This window comes from Acrocarpospora macrocephala (assembly GCF_009687865.1).
Lineage (GTDB): Bacteria > Actinomycetota > Actinomycetes > Streptosporangiales > Streptosporangiaceae > Acrocarpospora > Acrocarpospora macrocephala.
In genome coordinates this window covers 93,342-110,840 of sequence record NZ_BLAE01000037.1, presented here as the reverse complement: position 1 = coordinate 110,840, position 17,499 = coordinate 93,342, and the positions used below count along the sequence as shown (strand labels likewise).

Below are 17,499 nucleotides of genomic sequence, written 5' to 3'. Positions count from 1 at the left end.
TCGTTGAGCAGGTCGGCCTCCACTCCGAGCGTTTCGGCCACCGCCCATTCCCGCGCCCATTCCCGCACGTGCACCAGCGGAGCCGGAGAGGTCAACCGGTTGGCCACCAGCGTCTCGATCACCTGTCCGTGGGTGAGTCCGGCCAGGTCACGCACCGGGCAGGCGGCATCGACCACATCACGGATCTTCAACCGGGAGCAGAAACCGGCCACCACCGGCAACGCCCCCAGCAGTTTCTCGACCGACGGGATACCGAACTGCGCGGGTTGTCTCACACGCCAGCAGGCTGCCGACTGCTGAGCCCACGACCAACCCGACACACCGAAGAATCCCAAAGATCCTCATGTGCGGAAAACGGGGCTAGATGGAGCAGCGTCGTATCAGCCAGCAGTCGCACAATAACTCGCGTGGGGCTATGAGGCTGGTGCCGTTACCGGTACCGCCAGTAGTTGGGGGAGCCGGGAGATGCATGGACCCTCAGATCTGCAGCTTCCTTCTGGCTGTGATAATTATCACGTTGCAATCCGGGAAGATCATGGTGCGGCAGCTCCGGAGAATATGCCCCCGCGTTGGTTGGCGGCCGGAAACCTGATGGACATATTGCAGATCTTGAAGTTTGATCGACTGCGCTGACGCTGCTCCTGTCGCTTGATCAGCTTGACGGGCGGCTGGACGCTTCGCGCCAGGGGGCGCGAGGCCAGGCGAGGGGGTCCGCCGTGTCTGTACGCCGTGCTGTCGCAATCCTGTTATCGGTTGTCCTGATAGTCACGGTGGGGGTGCCGTCCCAGACCTCCCTAGCCTGGGCCACCGGCCCTTACCTGGCGGTGAACGGGGCGGATCTGGCGGGGGCCTCGGTGGGGTCGCCGTTCACCGTAACGCTGACCGACCCGGGGACCGTCGATGACGGGGTCAAGTTCCTGCTGAACAACGTGTATCTGGGCAAGGACTCGACCGCGCCGTACCAGTGGACGGTCACCGCCGCGCTGGGGGCGCGCGAGTTGAAGGCCAAGTGGGATGCCGCCGGTTCCGCGCAGCAGGCGGAGGCGGCGTTCACGGTCGTGGACCCGAACGCGAGCCCCTCCCCGTCACCGTCCCCCTCACCGTCACCGAGTCCGGCGGGGCCGCCTGCGGTCATGGCGTACGGCGCGCCGCTGGACGGCGCGAGTGTGCCGCTGGCCGCGTTCGTGGCGAGTATCGCCAACCCGGGCGTGGTGGACGACGGGATCTCTTTCCTGCTCAACAACGCCTATCTCGGCGAAGACAGCACGGCCCCGTACGAGTGAAACCTCACCACAGCGGCACTGGGCGTGCGTACGCTCAAGGTCAAGTGGGATTCGGCGGGCGTGCGGAAGGAGCTTGAGGCAACCTTCACCGTGTACGACCCGAACGAGCCGACCCCGGAACCGGAACCGACCCCCAGCCCGACCTACACCCACACCCCCGGGCCGGTAACCCCGGCGAAGGTCACTGTGGAGCCGGGCCCGGCGCTGAAGAACCTCTGGGCGACCGCCGACAACCGCCGCGCCAAGGTGGAGGGCCTGTACGACTGGTCGCAGGCGGGTGTCGGCGGCGGTTCGGTGCTGGCCGACGACGACCAGTATCTGCGCTCCGAGGACGCCTGCCTGATCACCCCGGGTGAACTGGCCGCCGACTACGACGTACATCCCAACGACGGGGTCAACGACACGGCCGGTCTCCAGGAGGCGATCGACGACATCAAGGCGGACTGCTCGCCAACCGGCGAATACACCAAGATGTCGAAGATCACGCTGCCGAAGGGCGTGCTGAACGTCACCCGGCAGATCTCCGTCGATGCCAACTACCTGCGCATCGTCGGCCAGGGCAGCGGCCCCGGCGGCTCGCGGATCGTTTTCCGCCCGGACGCCAACACCCTCTACGACAAGATCACCGAGGACGGCACCCGCTGGGACCTCGACAACATGAACGACGAGGGCCCCGACGGGGAGGGCAACGGCGGCTGGATCTGGCCGGGCCGCGGCCTGTTCCGGGTGCAGTCCCGCGCGGTGCACGAGGACTACGCGACGGCCTACGCCAACGCCCCCGCCAACCGGAAGGACCTGTACGAGGGCACGGTCAACGTGCACTGGAAGGCCGGCGTCAAGGTCGGCCAGAAGGGCTCCGACATCGGCTACGCCGCCCGCAAGGGCGACACCGTCATCAAGGTCGCGACCAGCGGCCCGGTCGATTTCGACAACCGGTTCAAGGTCGGCGGCCTGGTCAACGTCCGGGTAGCCAACTCGATCAAGTTCTACCAGCAGATGAAGGCGCTGCCGACCACCTGGGAACTCCAGAACTTACACATGCGGCAGCAGATCTTCATGGTGGTGGCCGGTGACCCTCTCGCTGGCACGCTCACCCTGGACCGGCCGCTGGAATACGACGTACCGCTGGACTCCACCTCCGACGGCTCCGTGCCGATCTTCGGCAGCGACGTCAACTTCTCGAAGGTTTCGCCACTGGTCGACGCGGTGATCTGGGTCGGTTTCGAGAACTTCTCCTTCACTCAGGACATGCCCAGTCTGGACAAGGAGGACGCCAAGAACAACTACGGCAACATGGCGCCGGAAGCGGCGATGCACGGCATCGTTTTCAAGTGGGCGGCGAACTCCTGGGTGAAGGGCATTCGCGCGGAGATGACCGGGTCGCACCCGATCGTCACCGAGGAGGCCGCCAACCTCACGGTCGCCGACAACTACATGGACGGCTCCTGGAACAAGGGCAAGGGCGGCAACGGCTACTTCCGCGGCTCCCGCGTCTGGAACTCCCTGTATGTCGGCAATACGACCAGGAATCTGCGCCACTTCACCTTCCAGTGGTCGGCCTCCGGCAACGTCGCGATCGGCAACAGTTTCGACTCCGACCTGAACCTGCACGGCGGCTTCGAGCGCAACAACCTGTTCGAGATGAACGAGGTCTCCACCCCTTACGCGCACCGCTCGGGGAACTGCTCGGCCAACTGCGGCGACGAGGGCGACCTGGCCGCCGATGACTCGCAGTGGTACCCGATCTGGTGGGCCGCCGGGAAGAAGGCGGTGAAATGGTCGGGCTCCTCGGGTGAGAACAACGTCTTCTTCAACAACCATCTGCTGAAGCAGAAGGACAGCGACACCAACCCGTTCTTGCCGTACTACGCCGATCGTAGCCGCGTCTACCAGTTCGGCACCGACGGCACCAAGTTCAAGCACCTGGACGTGGGCGGCGCCGCGATCGCCGACTGGGCGCACAACGAGACCAAGGACTACACCGGCGGCCACGGTGTCATCGCCGACAAGACCTTCGCCGGGCCCTCCTTGTTCCTGCGCTCCATCAGCCTCACCGGGTACGGCGGGTCCAAGCCGCAGAAGCTGAAGCAGACCTGGGGGTGCACCTGCTGGGACGGCACCGGCATGGTCAACACCCGGCTGGCCGCCGATCCGGTCAACACGGCGACCGGCGCGCTGATGGAGAACTTCTCCGACCTGGAGGTGCCCGGCCTGGGCAACGCCCTGGAGTGGCATCGCACCTACAACAGCCTGGACGAGACCGACGGCCCGCTCAGCCCCGGCTGGACCTTCGCCTACAACGCGAGCATCTCGCGGGTCACCGAACCCGAGGGCGAGGTGATCACCTTCCGGAACGGCACCGGCGCCCAGCTGCGCTACGCCAAGGACGAGACCGGCGTCTACAAGGCCTTGGACCCGGCCGTCACCGCCGAGCTCACCGAGCTGGCCGACGGCTGGCTACTGACCAACCTGGACGAGGAGACCCTGCGGTTCAACACCGACGGGCAGCTCGTCCATGACATGAACGAGCAGGGCAAGGGGGTCACCCTGAGCTACTCTGGCGGCAGGCTGGCCATGGTCTCCGACGGGCTCGGGCAGACAATCACCATCACCTGGGGCAGCACCGGCCCCGCTACGGGGAAGATCGTCGAGATCGAGGCCGAGGACGGCCGCACGGTCGAGTTCGCCTACAGCACCGCTGCGGGAGCCGCCCGCCTGACCGGGGTGACCGACGTTACCGGGGCCTCCACCACCTACTCCTACGATGCCGCCACCGGCATGCTCAACGGCATCACCGACCCGATCGGCCGGACCTCCGCCGTCACCACCTACGACCCGGTGAGCAAGCGCGCCATCCAGCAGGCCGACGCACTCGGCGCGATCACCACCTTCGCCTGGGACGCCGCGACACAGACCGCCACGATCACCTTCCCCGATGGCACGACCCGGCAGGACATCTACGACGACAACGTGCTGGTGTCCCAGATTGGGCCGGACGGCCGCGCGGTCGACACCTACTACGGCACCAACAACGAGGTCATCGCCGAGAACACCGGCGGCCAGGCGCTCAGCAAGTCCACCTATGACGAGCGCGGCAACCTTACCAAGAGGACCCTGCCCGCCGAGGTCGGCGACGAGTCGGCCCCGTTCGAGTCCTGGACCTACGACGGCGACAATCACGTCACCAGCCACACCGACCCACTCGGCAAGACCACCACGTACGACTATGACGGGCAGGGGCGGCTGGTCGAGACGACCTACCCGGACGGCGGCACCGTCGCCCTCACCTACACTGCGGCGGGCCAGGTCGCGACCAGCACCGACCAGTTGGGCCGTACCACGACGTTCGTCTACAACGGCGCGGGCGACATGATCAGGAAGACCAGCCCGAGCGGCAGCATCACCAAGTTCACCTACGACGACGCCCACCACAGGCTGACCGAGACTACCCCGCTGGGCAACCTGCCCGGGGCGGACCCGGGGCAATACACGACGACCTGGACGTACGACAACGCGGGCCGGGTGCTGACCGAGACCGACGGGCTCGGCAACACCACCACCAACATCTACGACGCGGTGGGACAGCTCACCCAGACCGAGGCACCCGACGGCGGCGTCACGAGCTACACCTACAACGCGGCAGGGTCGGTGCTCACCGAGACCGACCCGGCTGGCCGGGTGACCACGCACACCTACGACACGGCCGGGCGGGAGACGTCGGTGGTCGCCCCCGGCGGCGCGACCACCACCTTCGCCTACGACGCCACCACCGGGCGGCTGACATCTACGACCGGCCCGACGGGCAACGCGCCCGGCGCGTCGGCGGAGACCAAACGCCGCGACACCACCGCCTACGCCTACGACGCGGCCGGACGGCGGGTCCAGACCCGGGTCGTCGACCCCGGCGCGCCGTCGAACTACCTGGTCACGCACACCGCTTACGACATTCAGGGCCGCCCGGTCAAGGAGACCCAGCCGGACGGCTCGGAGACCATCACCACGTATGACGCCGCCGGACGGGTGGTGAAGACGGAGAGCCCGGCGGGCACACGGACGGTCGCCTACGACGAGATGGGCCGGGAGAAGACCGTCACCGAGGGCGGCGTGAGCGTCGAGAACACCTACGACGACGCCGGCCAGCTGACTAGGTCAGAGACCGGCGGCGGCGCGGTCACCACCTACTCCTACGACGACGACGGGCAGCGCGTGGCCACCGTCGACCCGCGCGGCAACGCGGTCGGCGCCGACCCCGACGACTACACCGTCTACTACGTGTACGACGTGAACGGCCGCCGCACCGAGGTCGTGGACCAGCTCGGCCGCTCCGCCACGGTCACCTACGACCCGCTCGGCCGCACCCTCACCGCCACCGACGCCGCCGGCAACACCAGCGCCTTCGAGCACGACGTGATGGGCAATGTCACCAAGGTGACCACGGCCACCGGCGCGATCACTCAGTACGCCTACAACCCGGCCGGGCAGGTCACTCAGGTCACCAACCCGCGCGGCGGCGTCACCACCGTCGGCTACGACCCTGCGGGCCGGATCGCCTCCCAGGTCACACCGGGCGGGCGCACCTCCACCTTCGCCTACGACCCGGCCGGGCGGCTGGCCGCCAAGACGCTGCCGTCCGGGCACGTCACCTACACCTACGACAGTCTCGGCCGGCCCGCCACCGTCGACCACAGCGACGCCAGCGCCGATCTGGCCTACACCTACGACAAGGCCGGACGGCCGGTCAAGGTCACCCAGACCACGGCGTCGGGGTCCGCCGACACCACCTACACCTACGACTCAGCCGGGCGGGTCACCGGGGTCAACGGGGCTTCCGGCGGCTTCGGTTACGAATGGAACACCGACGGGCGGCTGACCGAGCGCACCCTGCCGGGCGGGCGCAGCCAGTCCTACACGTACGGCGCCGACGGTCGGCTGGCCGGCACCACCCTGACCGGGACGGCCACGGCCCAGATCGACTACACCTACGACGCCGCCGGGCAGCTCACCCAGATCAGCCGCCCCGGCGGGCCGACCACCATCCGGGCCTACGACCGCGCGGGCGCGCTCACCTCGCAGACCCACACCGCCGCCGGCGCCACCCTCGTCGGCCAGGACATCACCTACACGCCCACCGGCAGCCCGGCCACGGTCACCACCACCCGGGGCATGATCACGGCCAAGTCGATCTACACATACGACGACGACGGCCGCCTCACCAAGGTCTGCCAGGCCGTCGGCGGCGAGTGCACCGAGGACTCGCCGTACAACTCCTACGCCTACGACCTGAACGGCAACCGGACGGAGCAGACCACCTTCACCGGCACGCCGGGCGGGCTGACCAGCACGTTCACCACCTACGACACCGACGACCGGGCGATCCAGGACTCCGCCGCCGCCGGCGGGCCCGCCACCGCCACCTACGTCTACGACGACAACGGCAACCTGCACGAGCAGACCACCGCCGCCGGGACCCGCACCTTCGCCTACGGCCTGGACACCAACCTCCAGACCCTCACCCTCGAAGACGCCCGCATCGTCGGCTACACCTACGATTCCGCAGGCAACCGCATCACCCGTGCCGTCAACGGCACCGCCGACGCCAGCTGGACCTGGGACACCGTAGGCGACCTGCCCGTCCGCGTCGCCGAGGCGGACGCCGCCGGAACCCTCACCCACCAGTGGTGGAGCGACCCCGCCGCCGGCCTCGGCACCGCCCTCGCCGACACCGCCCCGACTGGGACCACCTGGCTGTTACCCGACTACCAGGGCACCCTCACCGACACCGCCGACACCGCCGCCCTCACCGGCTCGGCCGCCTTCGGCCCGTACGGCGAACCCCAGACCACCGCCGGCTCCTACGCCGCCAACCCCCTGCGCTTCCACGGCCAGTACCTCGACACCGTCACTGGCCTGTACGACATTCGCGCCCGCGACTACAACGCGGCCAGTGGCTCCTTCACCGCGATCGACCCCGAACCGGCCAAAACCGGAACCCCGTTCGTCCAGACCTATCACTACGGCTACAACAACCCCACCACCCTGACCGACCCCTCCGGCCGCTGCGCCTGGCTCTGTTTCGGCATCGTCGGCGCGGTCGTCGGCGGCATCGTGGGCGCGGTGGACGCCGCCATGAACGGCGGCAACGTCTGGAAGGGCGCCGCCATCGGCGCGGCCACCGGCTTCCTCACCGGTGTGGGGCTTGGCGCCCTTGGGGCCGCCGGATTTGGCGCGACCGCGACCTTCCTGGGCGGCATGGCGATCACGGGAGCGGGAAACGCGGCCTACCAGTATTTCGCCAACGGCCAGACCAGCCCTGGTCAGATCGCCAGCAACTTCGGCTGGGGAGCCGCCGGCTACGCGGCCGGGGCCGCCGTAAGCGCGCTCGCCGCCCCGGTCATCAGCCGGGTGGTAGCCAATTGGGCGCCGAAGAAGTTCTTCGGCAACGTGAAGGATATCCTTTGCTCGGCGGTCGGCCGCAGCAAGTCGGACTGGGCGCTGAAGCCTTTCGACCGAGGTTTCTCGATCGAGGCGAAGCTCGGCGGCAACCTGCCCGCGGCCTTCAAGACCATCGACAAATGGGAGAACGGCATCGCCACCAGCATCAAGAGCCTCGACACGCGGCTGAAGACCTATCAATCGGCAGCCGCGATCAGGTCGAAGGTGAAGGCGTACATCGACAGCGTGGCCGGCTTCAACGGCGGCTCGCGGGGTGGTGTGGTGATTACGAGGAATCAGATCCGCGGCCGGGCGCTCGAGTTGGCGGTTCCGAAGGGTGCCGTCACAGCCGCGCAGTGGACGGAACTCAATGCGATGGTGACATACGGGACGACGAAGAACGTCGTGGTGACTATTTTGGAGATGAAGTGACGTCGGCTGGCAGGTGCTCGGTCTACGCCCACCGGAAGAAGATCTTCGTCCTGCCCGCTTCGCAGACGAAGGCCGGTTTCTACCTCGAGACCGACCCGGTGGAGGTCCTGGAGGCCGCAGCCGTGGGAGCGGCGGAGGTCGGGGCGTCGGTGGCCAGGGCACTGGCCCTGTCGAAGGTCGGGGTGCCCACACCGGGCCGGGACGATTACGGGACCCCCGCCGTGGTGACGGCGGCCGGGCTGCGGTCGTGGTCGACCTTCGCGAAGAAGGCGAAGCACGTGTCCGTGCAGGTCTCCGATGGGACGCTCCAGATAGACAGGTGGGTCCAGGAGGACGGCGGATTTGTCGAGGAAGACGAAGACCGGCAGCGCGTCATGGACGCGAAATCCGTCGACCATTCGGAGTTGGGGGCGCAGATTCTCGGCCTGCTTGAGGACTGAGCAGGAACTGAGGGTTGATATGGGTCGCGTGACCCGATTCATGAAGGGCCTAGTTAAAGCCCGTGATCAAGATTGTCAAGAGTCAGGTGTGAACTGGGCCGAATACGAGCCTTACGAGCCGCTTTATGAAGGGACTATGCATGATATGCCGCGGCGTCAGGCACGTGAGGAGTTCAACCATCTCATGTCGGCGAAGGGGGAGCGCGGCGAGCAGCTTCGGTTACTTCTGCTCGCGAACGGAATCGAACTGGACACCACTGACGAGGCTGTGCAGGTTCTGCATGACTGGTTCCGGGTCAATGTCGAATCCGAACCCAGCAACCCGGAGCGTCTGCGGCCGATCTGGTACGCGGTCGTGAATGACATCAGCCTCTTTCTCGGTGACGTCATGATCTCAAGGTGCCCGAATCTGGAATGGGTGTTCTGGACGGGCGGGAAACGGGATTCCTCCTACCAGAGGCATGTCATTACGGGGTTTCGTGCAGTGGCAAACCCCAAGTATTATGTCGATGTCGACTTGAACTTGGCCACTCAAGGCCTTTGGTACATGGAGAACGTTGACCAGGAGCCCAACCAGTTCGTGGCGATGCTGAGGGAGGCCGCTGAAATGGGTGGGTGCTGAAGTTTCGCCTACCACATGTTTGAGCGGAAACGCCTCGTCGGTATGAAACGAACCCGGTGAGCTGGCGACGATTTGCTGTTCGGGCCGGTTCGGTGGTCGGTGTCCAAATTTACTGGCAGTCGGACCATATCATGGTGGAGTGCGGCTATTGCCTGATGAGATGGCGAAGCCAGGTCTTTTCGAGGATAGGATTCGCAGTGGGTTTTCTTGTTCGGGCCGGAGGTTTCTCCGCGGCTCTTGGCCTTGTTGTCATGTTATCCGCGTGCAGTTCCGACGATGACGACAGCGAACGTACCCCCGTCACCAGGGAGGTGCAGGAGGCGCCCAGCGCAGCGGCGAGTGATCAGGCCAGGCAGGAGGAGATCAACAAATTGAGGTTGGAAGGGGAGCGTAACTTCACCTACTTCGACACCGCCTATGGCAAGTGTCTGAAAGAACATGGCGTCACCGAGTTGCCACCGCTGAGTGAGCCGCTCACCCTGGACACCTCGGACCCGGCCGTCGGCAAGGCCGCCGATGCGTGTAAGGATCTCGCGCCCAGTTGACCATCCCGGTCAATTGGTGCCCCCTTCCGAACATTCTGCGGCTGGGCGCCGGTCAGACAGAATAAGCGGTGCTGCGGGGGCGGCGATCGAAACCTCTGCGGGCTGTGCGCCGAGCGAACTGGAGAGCCGGCTTGTCCAGTCGCCACTGATGGCCTCGGCTGCCTTCTCAGGCGATCCGTGCTCGCGGAAATAGGCGTAGGTGCCGATTCCATGCACCCCGACAATCGCATTGTGATGCTCCTGCCTACTCGCCACGACGGTCCACGAGATGTGCCACTCATCGTGGGCGCACCGGATCAGGATGGTTCCAGGCAACCAGGCCCACGCGCTTCGGTTGTGCTCAACAGCGTGGGATGGCGGGTCGAGAACGGGGCTGTCTTCGCCCAAGCTCGCCGGGTCCTCCACTACGGTCGGGGAGTCGTATTGATCTCGTTTGGCGTCACGATCGCGGCCGGCAGCCCTGAGGAACTGGAAGTCAAGCTGGGTGACTTCTTCGGGCTGAGCGGCTGGTGATCGTCTGCGCCGTCGCTGCCTATGGGATGAAGGACACGTTCTCAGGGAGTGAACTGTGTTCGGCATAATCGAAAGATGATCCAGTCTGTGGAGCGGGCGGCGTTGATTCTGCGGGCCCTGGGGGCGGGGGTGCCTCGGTTGGGGGTTACCGAGATCTCGGAGCGGGTGGGGTTGGCGAAGCCGACGGTGCATGGGTTGTTGCGGACCCTGGAGCGGCATGAGCTGGTCGTTCAGGACGCGGAGACGGGGAAGTACGCGCTGGGGCCCGCGGTTCTGCAGCTGGGGAACGCCTATCTGGATGGGTCGGAGTTGCGGGCGCGGAGTCTGTTGTGGGCGGATTCGCTGGCGCAGCGGGCCAATGAGTCGGTTTGGGTGGCGACGCTGTCAGGGTCGCGGGTGATCGTGCTGCATCACGTGTTCCGGCCGGACGACATGATGCAGATCCTGGAGGTGGGGGCGGCCATTCCGTGGCACGCGTGCGCGCTGGGGCATGCCATCGCGGCGTACCACCCGAGGATCGAGGAGCTGTTTGAGGAGCCGCTGGTCGCGCTGACGGGGCAGACGCGGACAGAACGGGAGCAGCTGGAGGAGGCGCTCACCGCGGTGCGGCGGACGGGGATGGCCGTGGAGGATCAGGAGGCGGCGCTGGGGGACGCGGGGATCGCGGCGCCCGTCTTCACCAGGGGCGGGGTGGTCGCGGGGGCGATCGGGGTGGTGGGGCCGGCCGATCGGCTGCTCGGGGTTCGCCGGAACGATCTCCTGCTGGCGGTGCGGGAGTCGGCCCGGGCGCTCTCTCGCGATCTGGGCGCCCCCCGGGTCACATCCGCATACGGATGACTCGAGGGCGACCACGCTTGCCCGAGGTGTCGCATCTGGCTGAGGGCGGGATCGTGTTCGCCTGACGGGAGAAGGTCAGAGCTTGCCGATGTGGCGGGCTTCTTCGGCGGCGGTGAGGACGGCTTTGACGTCGGCGCCTCCGCCTGAGGTGACCAGGGCGGAGATGGCGCCCTCGACGAAGGGGGCGTCGGCGAGGAAGACCCGGGGGCGGGGGTGTTCGTCGAGCAGGGTTTTCGCGGTGAGGACGGCGCTGCCGAGGTCCATCAGGAGGATGACGCCATCGCCCTGGTCGACGGTGGCGATGGCGTCGGCGACCTTGGTGATGCTGGTGCCGAGGCGGCCGTCGTCGGTGCCGCCGGCCGCCGCGATGGGGACGTCCCTGCCGCCGATCTGGGCGGCCAGTTCGGCCACTTCCACGGCCAGCTGGGAGCTGTGGGAGATGAGCACGATGCCTACCATGTGCGGAATCCCGCCGTCCGGAGCGCGCTCAGCACCAGCGCGGTGGAGGCCGCGCCGGGGTCCTCGTGACCGGCGCTGCGCGAACCCAGATAGCTGGCCCTGCCCTTGCGCGCCTGCAGCGGAATGGTGGCCCGCGCCCCTTCCTGCGCCGCCGCCGCGACCGCGCTCAGCGCATCCTCCGGTTTCACCCCTTCCTGTACGGCTTGCGCCAGCGCCCGCACCGCCGGAGCGAGCGCGTCCACCATCGTCTTGTCGCCTTCCACGGCCGCGCCCAGCTTCTGCACCCCGGCCAGGGCGGCGTCCAGCGCGGCCGACAACTCGGCGAGCGAAACGTCCGGAACATCCCCGAGAGATTTGCCCATCTGGCGGAACGCCGTCCCGTACAAAGGGCCGGACGCGCCGCCCACCTTGCGGATGAGCGTGGACCCCGCGAGCATCAGCGTCGACCCGGGCGTCTCGGGCGGCGAGTCGGCCAGGGCCCGCCGGACCTCCCCAAAACCCCGATCCAGGTTCGAACCGTGATCGGCGTCCCCGATGGCGGCGTCCAACTGGGTCAGATGATCACGCTGAGCCTGTACGGCTGTCGCGATCTCCTCCATCCAGGCGACGAAGAACGAGGTGTCCAAGAGAGCTCCCGGTCTGTATGCACGCAATGTGACGGATATTTCGAGTTATGCCCCCGCCTGCCGGACATTACGGCACGCCAGGAGGTGGGGATGGCCAACGAGAGATCGCGAGGCCACCCGTGGCCGAGTCCGCGAACGGCTCGGCCACGGTGTCGAGGAACTAATGCGACAGTTCCTGGCTTGCGGTGGATCGAAGCTGCACTTCGCTCCGGCGGCAGTTGCTGGTTTGTGGAGGTTGGAAGCTGCGCTCCGACGGTAATTCCTGGTTGGAGCGGTTCGAAAGTGCGCCCAGTTCCGACGGCAGTTACTGGTTTGTGGTGGAAGGTCGGATTAGCGGCCCCAGCGCAGCCCTGGGGTTTCGACCCGAGCGTCCCAGAGGCGGGTGAGCTCTTCGGTCAGCGAGCAGGTGGTGACGGAGAAGCCCTGCATGTCGAGGCTGGTGACGTAGTTGCCGACCAGGCTGCGTACCGCGGTGGCTCCCTTCTCCTTGAGGTAGGCGGCGACCTCGGCGTACGCGATGTAGAGCTCCATCAGCGGCGTGCCGCCCATGCCGTTGACCAGCACCAGGAGGTCGCCGGAGAGCGGCAGGTCGTCGTTGATCGCGTCCATCGCCACCCGGACGATCTCCCGCGCCTCGGCGTGCGCGGCGCGGGTCCGGCCGGGCTCGCCGTGGATGCCGATGCCCAGCTCGATCTCGGATTCGGTGAGCTCGAAGGTGGGTTTCCCGGCAGCGGGGACCGTGCACGGCGTGAGGGCGACGCCGAAGGAGCGGCTGCGCTCGTTGACCTCGCGGCCGGTCCTGGCCACGTCGGCGAGCGAGGCGCCGGTCTCGGCGAGGGCGCCGGCGATCTTCTCCACGAACAGCGTCGCGCCGGTGCCGCGGCGGCCCGCCGTGTAGAGCGAGTCCTGGACGGCCACGTCGTCGTTGACGAGCACGCTGACCACCTCCACACCCTCGTCGCCGCACAGCTCGGCGGCCATCTCGAAGTTGAAGACGTCGCCGGTGTAGTTCTTGACGATGTGCAGGACGCCCGCGCCGCCGTGCACGCCCTTGGTGGCCTCGATCATCTGGTCGGGCACGGGGGAGGTGAACACCTCTCCGGGGCAGGCGGCGTCGAGCATGCCGTACCCGACGAAACCGCCGTGCAGGGGTTCGTGGCCGGAGCCGCCGCCCGAGACCAGGCCGACCTTTCCGGGGCGCGGGCCCGAGGCCCTGAATATGATCTTGTTGTCGAGGTCCACGCGGAGCGACGGGTGCGCGGCGGCGATGCCGGTCAGGGCGTCGGTGACCACGGAGTCGACGCTGTTGATGAGCTTCTTCACGGTGCCGTCCTCACTGGAGTCGTGCTCTCAACCTCTGCCCTGTTGCGCGCGACGGCAAGCCCGAGGTAGGCGAGCGCGCCGAGCAGGCCGCCGGCGAAGTCACCGATCAGGTACGCGGGGAGCTGGTCCCAGCCGACCGTGCCGCCGAACGCCGCGGTCACCAGGAACGGGCCGACGTAGCGGGCCGGGTTGATGGCGGCGCCGGTCGCGGGGCCCACGATGATGATGATCGCGAACACGATGGATCCGATGGCCATCGGCGCCCAGCCGGGCACCGCCCTGCGGTCGATCACCCCGAAGATCACGAAGACCAGCATGAAGGTGCCGATCGCCTCGATCAGGGTGCCGCGCAGGAAACCCGTTTCCGCCGCGTACGTGGTGACTCCGCCGCCGGCGGCTTTGGCGGCGTTCGCGCCCAGGGTCACGAAGATGGCGAGCGCCCCCGTGGCCGCGCCGACCACCTGGGCGGCGATGTAGCCGGGGACCTCGCGCCAGGGGAACTTGCCGGTGGCCGCCAGGGCGAGGGTGACGGCCGGGTTGATGTGACCGCCGGAGATGTGGCCGATCGCGTACACGGTGCCCACGATGACCAGCATGAAGGCGAAGCTGATCACCCCGAGCTGGGCCATCGAGAAGGGCACCTGGGTGCCCGCGGCGATGACGCCCGTCGCGGCGGCGGAACCCGCCCCGACGTAGACGAGGAAGGCGGTGCCCAGGAGTTCGGCGAGGAGCTTCTGGGGGGTGGTGGGGGAGTCGCTCATGACACCGTCCAGAACTGGCGTGAACATTGTTCGACATTGTCGAACACGATTTCATAGAAGTTAAATCGCCTGGCTCGCGCCGTCAAGACGGCATTACCGGCGATCTTCAGGACCTGGCACCTGGCACACTGGTGGGCATGTCGAGGCGACCATGACGGAGACGCTGTCCTCGACCCTCGCCCAGATCTTCCCCTGGCCCCGGCCGGTCATCGATCCGCCGGCCGCCTACGCCCGGCTGCGCGCGGAGAACCCGGTGGTCCGCGTCACGCTGACCGGCGGCAAGCGGGCCTGGCTGGTCACCCGCTACGACGATGTTCGGGCCATCCTGGCCGACCCCCGGGTGAGCGCCGACTCCCGCGATCCCGGGTTTCCCAACTTCGGCTTCGTGCCGGCCGAGCACGAGCGCTCGTTCCTGCGGATGGATCCGCCGGAGCACACCCTGTTCCGCCGCCTGCTGTCGAAGAACTTCATGGTCAGGCGGGTGGAGTCGCTCCGCCCTGACATCCAGCGCCTGGTCGACGAGACGATCGACGCGATGCTCGCCCAGCCGGACCGGCCGGTCGACCTGGTGGAGCACCTGGCGCTGCCGGTGCCGTCGACCGTGCTGAGCTGGATCCTCGGCGTGCGGGCGGCGGACCGCGCGTTCTTCAACAAGGCCGCCGAGGAGCTGCTGAACGCCACCGACGTCACCGACCCCGACGCCCTTCCGCGCGCCTTGCGGGCCAATGCGAGCCTGCGGGCGTACATCGGCGAGCTGGCGGCCGAGAAGCAGGCCCAGGAGGACCCTGGCGACGACATCCTGGGCCAGCTCGTCCTGGCCGCCCGCGACGGGGTCATCACCCACCAGGACATCATCAACAGCGGCCTGGTGCTCATCGTCGCCGGTCACGACACCACCGCGAGCATGACCGCGCTCGGCACGCTGACCCTGCTCCAGCACCCGGACCAGCTTGCCGAGCTGCGCGCGAACCCGGCGCTCATCCCGGCCGCGATCGAGGAGCTGCTGCGCTACCTGACCATCGTGCACCTGATCGTCTTGCGGGTCGCCACCGAGCCCATCGAGATCGGCGGTCAGGTGATCCCGGCCGGGGACGGGATCATCCCGCTGAACTTGTCCGCCAACCGCGACGACGCCCACTATCCGGACGCGGCGACCTTCGACATCCACCGCGGCGCGCGCGACCACTTCGCCTTCGGTTACGGCGTGCACCAGTGCATCGGCCAGCAGTTGGCCAGGGTCGAGCTCCAGGTCATCTTCGAGACCCTGCTGCGCCGGATTCCGACGCTCAGCCTGGCGGCGCCGGTCGAGGAGATCCCCTTCAAGATCTGGTCGCCCATCAACGGCGTGCTCAAGCTTCCGGTCACCTGGTAAGGGGCCGCCGCTGACCACGCTGGCGATGGGCGAGGTCGTCATTCGATTTTCCGGGCGACGCTGAGCAGCCCTTCCCACCCAGCGTCGGACTCGATCTCCGGGAGCGTCCACGCGGGCTGGGCCGTGTCCGCGAGGACCACGTCCGCGCCGTCCCTGGCGGGCGGCGACCACCGCGTCCGTTGTGCCGTGGCAGGACGCTGCCCCGCGGACCGCCGGGCATAACCTCCGGATGGGTCAGCTCGACGCCGTACTGCCACGGTGCGAACCCGAGTTGGCCGAGCATCAGGGCGGCCAGCAACGGCCCGGTGGCCATCACCAGGCCGTTGAACAAGGCGGTCTTGAACAACAGCCGGCGCAGCGTTGCGTCGGCGAGGATGTACCGCCAGCCGTCGAGCAGGCCCCCGGCCCGCATGCGCGCGGCCTCCCAGCGCGCGTGCTGAACGTTGTCAGCGGGAAGGATCCGTTCGGGGCGTTGATGACCGACCACCCGGTCTCCAGGAAGATCGGTTTCACCGGTTCGACGGAGACGGGGAAGCGGGTGGCGGTGGCCGCCGCGAGCGACCTCAAGCGGGTGACCCTGGAGCTCGGCGGCAACGACCCGGCCATCGTGCTGGACGATGTGCGAAGAAACAGCATCGCCCCGCAGGGAATCTCCTTGCGGGGCGTCGCTGTTCGGGAGTGTCGTGCGCCGGACGACCTAGAAGCGCCAGTCGTCCCAGTCGTCGTCCCAGTCGTCCCAATCGTCGTCCCAGCCGTCATCGCCCCAGTCCTTTTGAAGGCTCGGGGTCGCTGTGGTGAGCATGATCACCGCTAGCAGGACGCTGGTTCCGAGTGCTCGGATCATGAGAATCACTCCGTAACGGATTCGTCTCCGGCCCTGGGGCTCGCCCTGGGGCCGACGGAGCGTCGCAATGGTTTCCCGGGAATCGCCATAACGGCGCGCGGTTCGGTTTCTACGCAACCACGCGATCGGTAGGGATAACCCGAGGGAACGCAAATCCACGGCACACATTGGGGCAAAGATTCGCATCCTGTGGCGGGTCGCACGGCAAAGTTGAGCGACACACGCTGAGCGACACACGCTGTTCGTCTGCTCGCATCTCCGACGCGTCGGCGATCCCGGGTGTGGTCAGCGGGCGAAGACCACGATGTTGTCGCGGTAGCTGCCGCGGGAGCGGTCGAAGGTGCCGCCGCGGGTGATCAGGCGGAGGTGGGCGCCGGATGCGGAAGGATCGCCGACGCTGTGTCGTGTCGGCGATCCCGGGTGTGGTCAGCGGGCGAAGACCACGATGTTGTCGCGGTAGCTGCCGCGGGAGCGGTCGAAGGTGCCGCCGCAGGTGATCAGGCGGAGGTGGGCGCCGGATTTGGCGGTGTAGACGGTGGTGTTGGGGATGCGGTTCTTGGGGTAGCGGGCGACGCGCTGAACGGTGAAGGTGACCTTGGTGCCGTCCTTGCGATGTACGTGGATGCGGTCGCCCTTGGCGAGTTGGCGGAGGCGGTAGAAGACGGCGGGGCCGGTTTTGGAGTCGACGTGGCCCGCGATGACCGCTACGCCTTTCTCGCCGGGTTCTGGGCCTGCCTTGTTCCAGCCGACGCGGTCGAACTGGCGGGGGGCGACCAGGCGGCCTTTGCGGTCCAGGGGGAGGGCGATCACCTTGGTGGAGACGCCGATGGCGGGGATGCTCAGGCGTACCGGGTCGGCGACGTCCTTCCGGGTGGCGGCCGCGGGTTGCACTGACACCGTCTGGGGGATTTCGGCGGGGATGTCGGCGGAGGCGGTGGCGCCGCAGCCGATCGTGAGGAGCGCGGCGGCGGCGAGGGTCATTCCGCCTCTGACGGTCAGGGCGCTCATCG

General features: G+C 67.6%; 15 protein-coding genes and 1 pseudogene. 8 read left to right on the top strand and 8 right to left on the bottom strand.

From position 1 onward, the window contains the following. A partial coding sequence (locus Amac_RS31040) for a DUF4277 domain-containing protein (RefSeq protein WP_155357967.1) occupies positions 1–275 on the bottom strand: 275 nt, incomplete at its 3' end. Between the two features lie 495 nt (positions 276–770). Here Amac_RS31040 and Amac_RS31035 point away from each other — a divergent pair. The 6 genes from Amac_RS31035 (at position 771) to Amac_RS31010 (ending at position 11,104) form a co-directional block, all read left to right on the top strand. Continuing rightward, entirely contained in the window at positions 771–1,283 is a 513-nt protein-coding gene (locus Amac_RS31035) for an Ig-like domain-containing protein (RefSeq protein WP_155357966.1), read from the top strand. A gap of 24 nt (positions 1,284–1,307) precedes the next feature. Then, positions 1,308–8,147, top strand: coding sequence for an endonuclease toxin domain-containing protein (locus Amac_RS31030; protein WP_155357965.1), 6,840 nt, complete (start codon positions 1,308–1,310; stop codon positions 8,145–8,147). Continuing rightward, the gene (locus tag Amac_RS31025) at positions 8,144–8,587 is read left to right on the top strand and encodes a hypothetical protein (RefSeq protein ID WP_155357964.1); all 444 of its coding nucleotides are present in this window, start codon (positions 8,144–8,146) and stop codon (positions 8,585–8,587) included. Before Amac_RS31030 ends, Amac_RS31025 begins: the two co-directional genes overlap by 4 nt. 88 nt (positions 8,588–8,675) lie before the next feature. Next, positions 8,676–9,209: a hypothetical protein gene (locus Amac_RS31020; protein WP_155357963.1), complete on the top strand. Its 534-nt coding sequence runs from the start codon at positions 8,676–8,678 to the stop codon at positions 9,207–9,209. Between the two features lie 197 nt (positions 9,210–9,406). Next, positions 9,407–9,754, top strand: coding sequence for a hypothetical protein (locus tag Amac_RS31015; protein ID WP_155357962.1), 348 nt, complete (start codon positions 9,407–9,409; stop codon positions 9,752–9,754). A gap of 588 nt (positions 9,755–10,342) precedes the next feature. Next, entirely contained in the window at positions 10,343–11,104 is a 762-nt protein-coding gene (locus Amac_RS31010; protein ID WP_155357961.1) for an IclR family transcriptional regulator, read from the top strand. A gap of 75 nt (positions 11,105–11,179) precedes the next feature. Here the strand turns inward: Amac_RS31010 and dhaM are convergent, their stop codons facing one another. From dhaM to Amac_RS30990, 4 genes are all read right to left on the bottom strand, one after another. Beyond that, the gene (dhaM, locus tag Amac_RS31005; protein WP_307729772.1) at positions 11,180–11,551 is read right to left on the bottom strand and encodes a dihydroxyacetone kinase phosphoryl donor subunit DhaM; all 372 of its coding nucleotides are present in this window, start codon (positions 11,549–11,551) and stop codon (positions 11,180–11,182) included. Positions 11,552–11,556: 5 nt separating this feature from the next. After that, positions 11,557–12,189: a dihydroxyacetone kinase subunit DhaL gene (dhaL, locus tag Amac_RS31000; protein ID WP_246268821.1), complete on the bottom strand. Its 633-nt coding sequence runs from the start codon at positions 12,187–12,189 to the stop codon at positions 11,557–11,559. 330 nt (positions 12,190–12,519) lie between these two features. Then, positions 12,520–13,512, bottom strand: coding sequence for a dihydroxyacetone kinase subunit DhaK (dhaK, locus tag Amac_RS30995; RefSeq protein WP_155357959.1), 993 nt, complete (start codon positions 13,510–13,512; stop codon positions 12,520–12,522). Further along, entirely contained in the window at positions 13,509–14,273 is a 765-nt protein-coding gene (locus Amac_RS30990) for an MIP/aquaporin family protein (protein WP_155357958.1), read from the bottom strand. The genes dhaK and Amac_RS30990 overlap by 4 nt, the downstream gene beginning before the upstream one ends. A gap of 151 nt (positions 14,274–14,424) precedes the next feature. On the opposite strand from Amac_RS30990, the gene Amac_RS30985 reads away from it, so the two are divergent. Beyond that, positions 14,425–15,645 (top strand): cytochrome P450, encoded by a 1,221-nt coding sequence (locus Amac_RS30985; RefSeq protein ID WP_155357957.1) that lies wholly within the window; start codon positions 14,425–14,427, stop codon positions 15,643–15,645. Here the strand turns inward: Amac_RS30985 and Amac_RS56530 are convergent. After that, on the bottom strand, positions 15,635–16,132 hold the full coding sequence (locus tag Amac_RS56530) for a hypothetical protein (protein ID WP_170322747.1): 498 nt from the start codon (positions 16,130–16,132) through the stop codon (positions 15,635–15,637). The genes Amac_RS30985 and Amac_RS56530 overlap by 11 nt on opposite strands. On the opposite strand from Amac_RS56530, the pseudogene Amac_RS56525 reads away from it, so the two are divergent. After that, a pseudogene (locus Amac_RS56525) lies at positions 16,121–16,222 on the top strand (aldehyde dehydrogenase family protein); the annotation flags it as partial. The gene Amac_RS56530 and the pseudogene Amac_RS56525 overlap by 12 nt on opposite strands. A gap of 120 nt (positions 16,223–16,342) precedes the next feature. On the opposite strand, the gene Amac_RS56520 reads toward Amac_RS56525, so the two are convergent. Both Amac_RS56520 and Amac_RS30975 read right to left on the bottom strand, forming a co-directional pair. Continuing rightward, positions 16,343–16,489 (bottom strand): hypothetical protein, encoded by a 147-nt coding sequence (locus Amac_RS56520; RefSeq protein WP_170322754.1) that lies wholly within the window; start codon positions 16,487–16,489, stop codon positions 16,343–16,345. A 426-nt stretch (positions 16,490–16,915) separates the two neighbouring features. After that, complete coding sequence (locus Amac_RS30975; protein WP_155357955.1) at positions 16,916–17,497, bottom strand: class F sortase; 582 nt, start codon at positions 17,495–17,497, stop codon at positions 16,916–16,918. Between the last annotated feature and the right edge of the window lie 2 nt (positions 17,498–17,499).

Bases quoted from the DNA above. Each gene is read 5' to 3' on its own strand.
- Amac_RS30975 (WP_155357955.1), bottom strand. From the start codon at position 17,497: ATGAGCGCCCTGACCGTCAGAGGCGGAATGACCCTCGCCGCCGCCGCG.
- Amac_RS56520 (WP_170322754.1), bottom strand. From the start codon at position 16,489: ATGATCCGAGCACTCGGAACCAGCGTCCTGCTAGCGGTGATCATGCTC.
- Amac_RS30985 (WP_155357957.1), top strand. From the start codon at position 14,425: ATGACGGAGACGCTGTCCTCGACCCTCGCCCAGATCTTCCCCTGGCCC.
- Amac_RS31010 (WP_155357961.1), top strand. From the start codon at position 10,343: ATGATCCAGTCTGTGGAGCGGGCGGCGTTGATTCTGCGGGCCCTGGGG.
- Amac_RS30990 (WP_155357958.1), bottom strand. From the start codon at position 14,273: ATGAGCGACTCCCCCACCACCCCCCAGAAGCTCCTCGCCGAACTCCTG.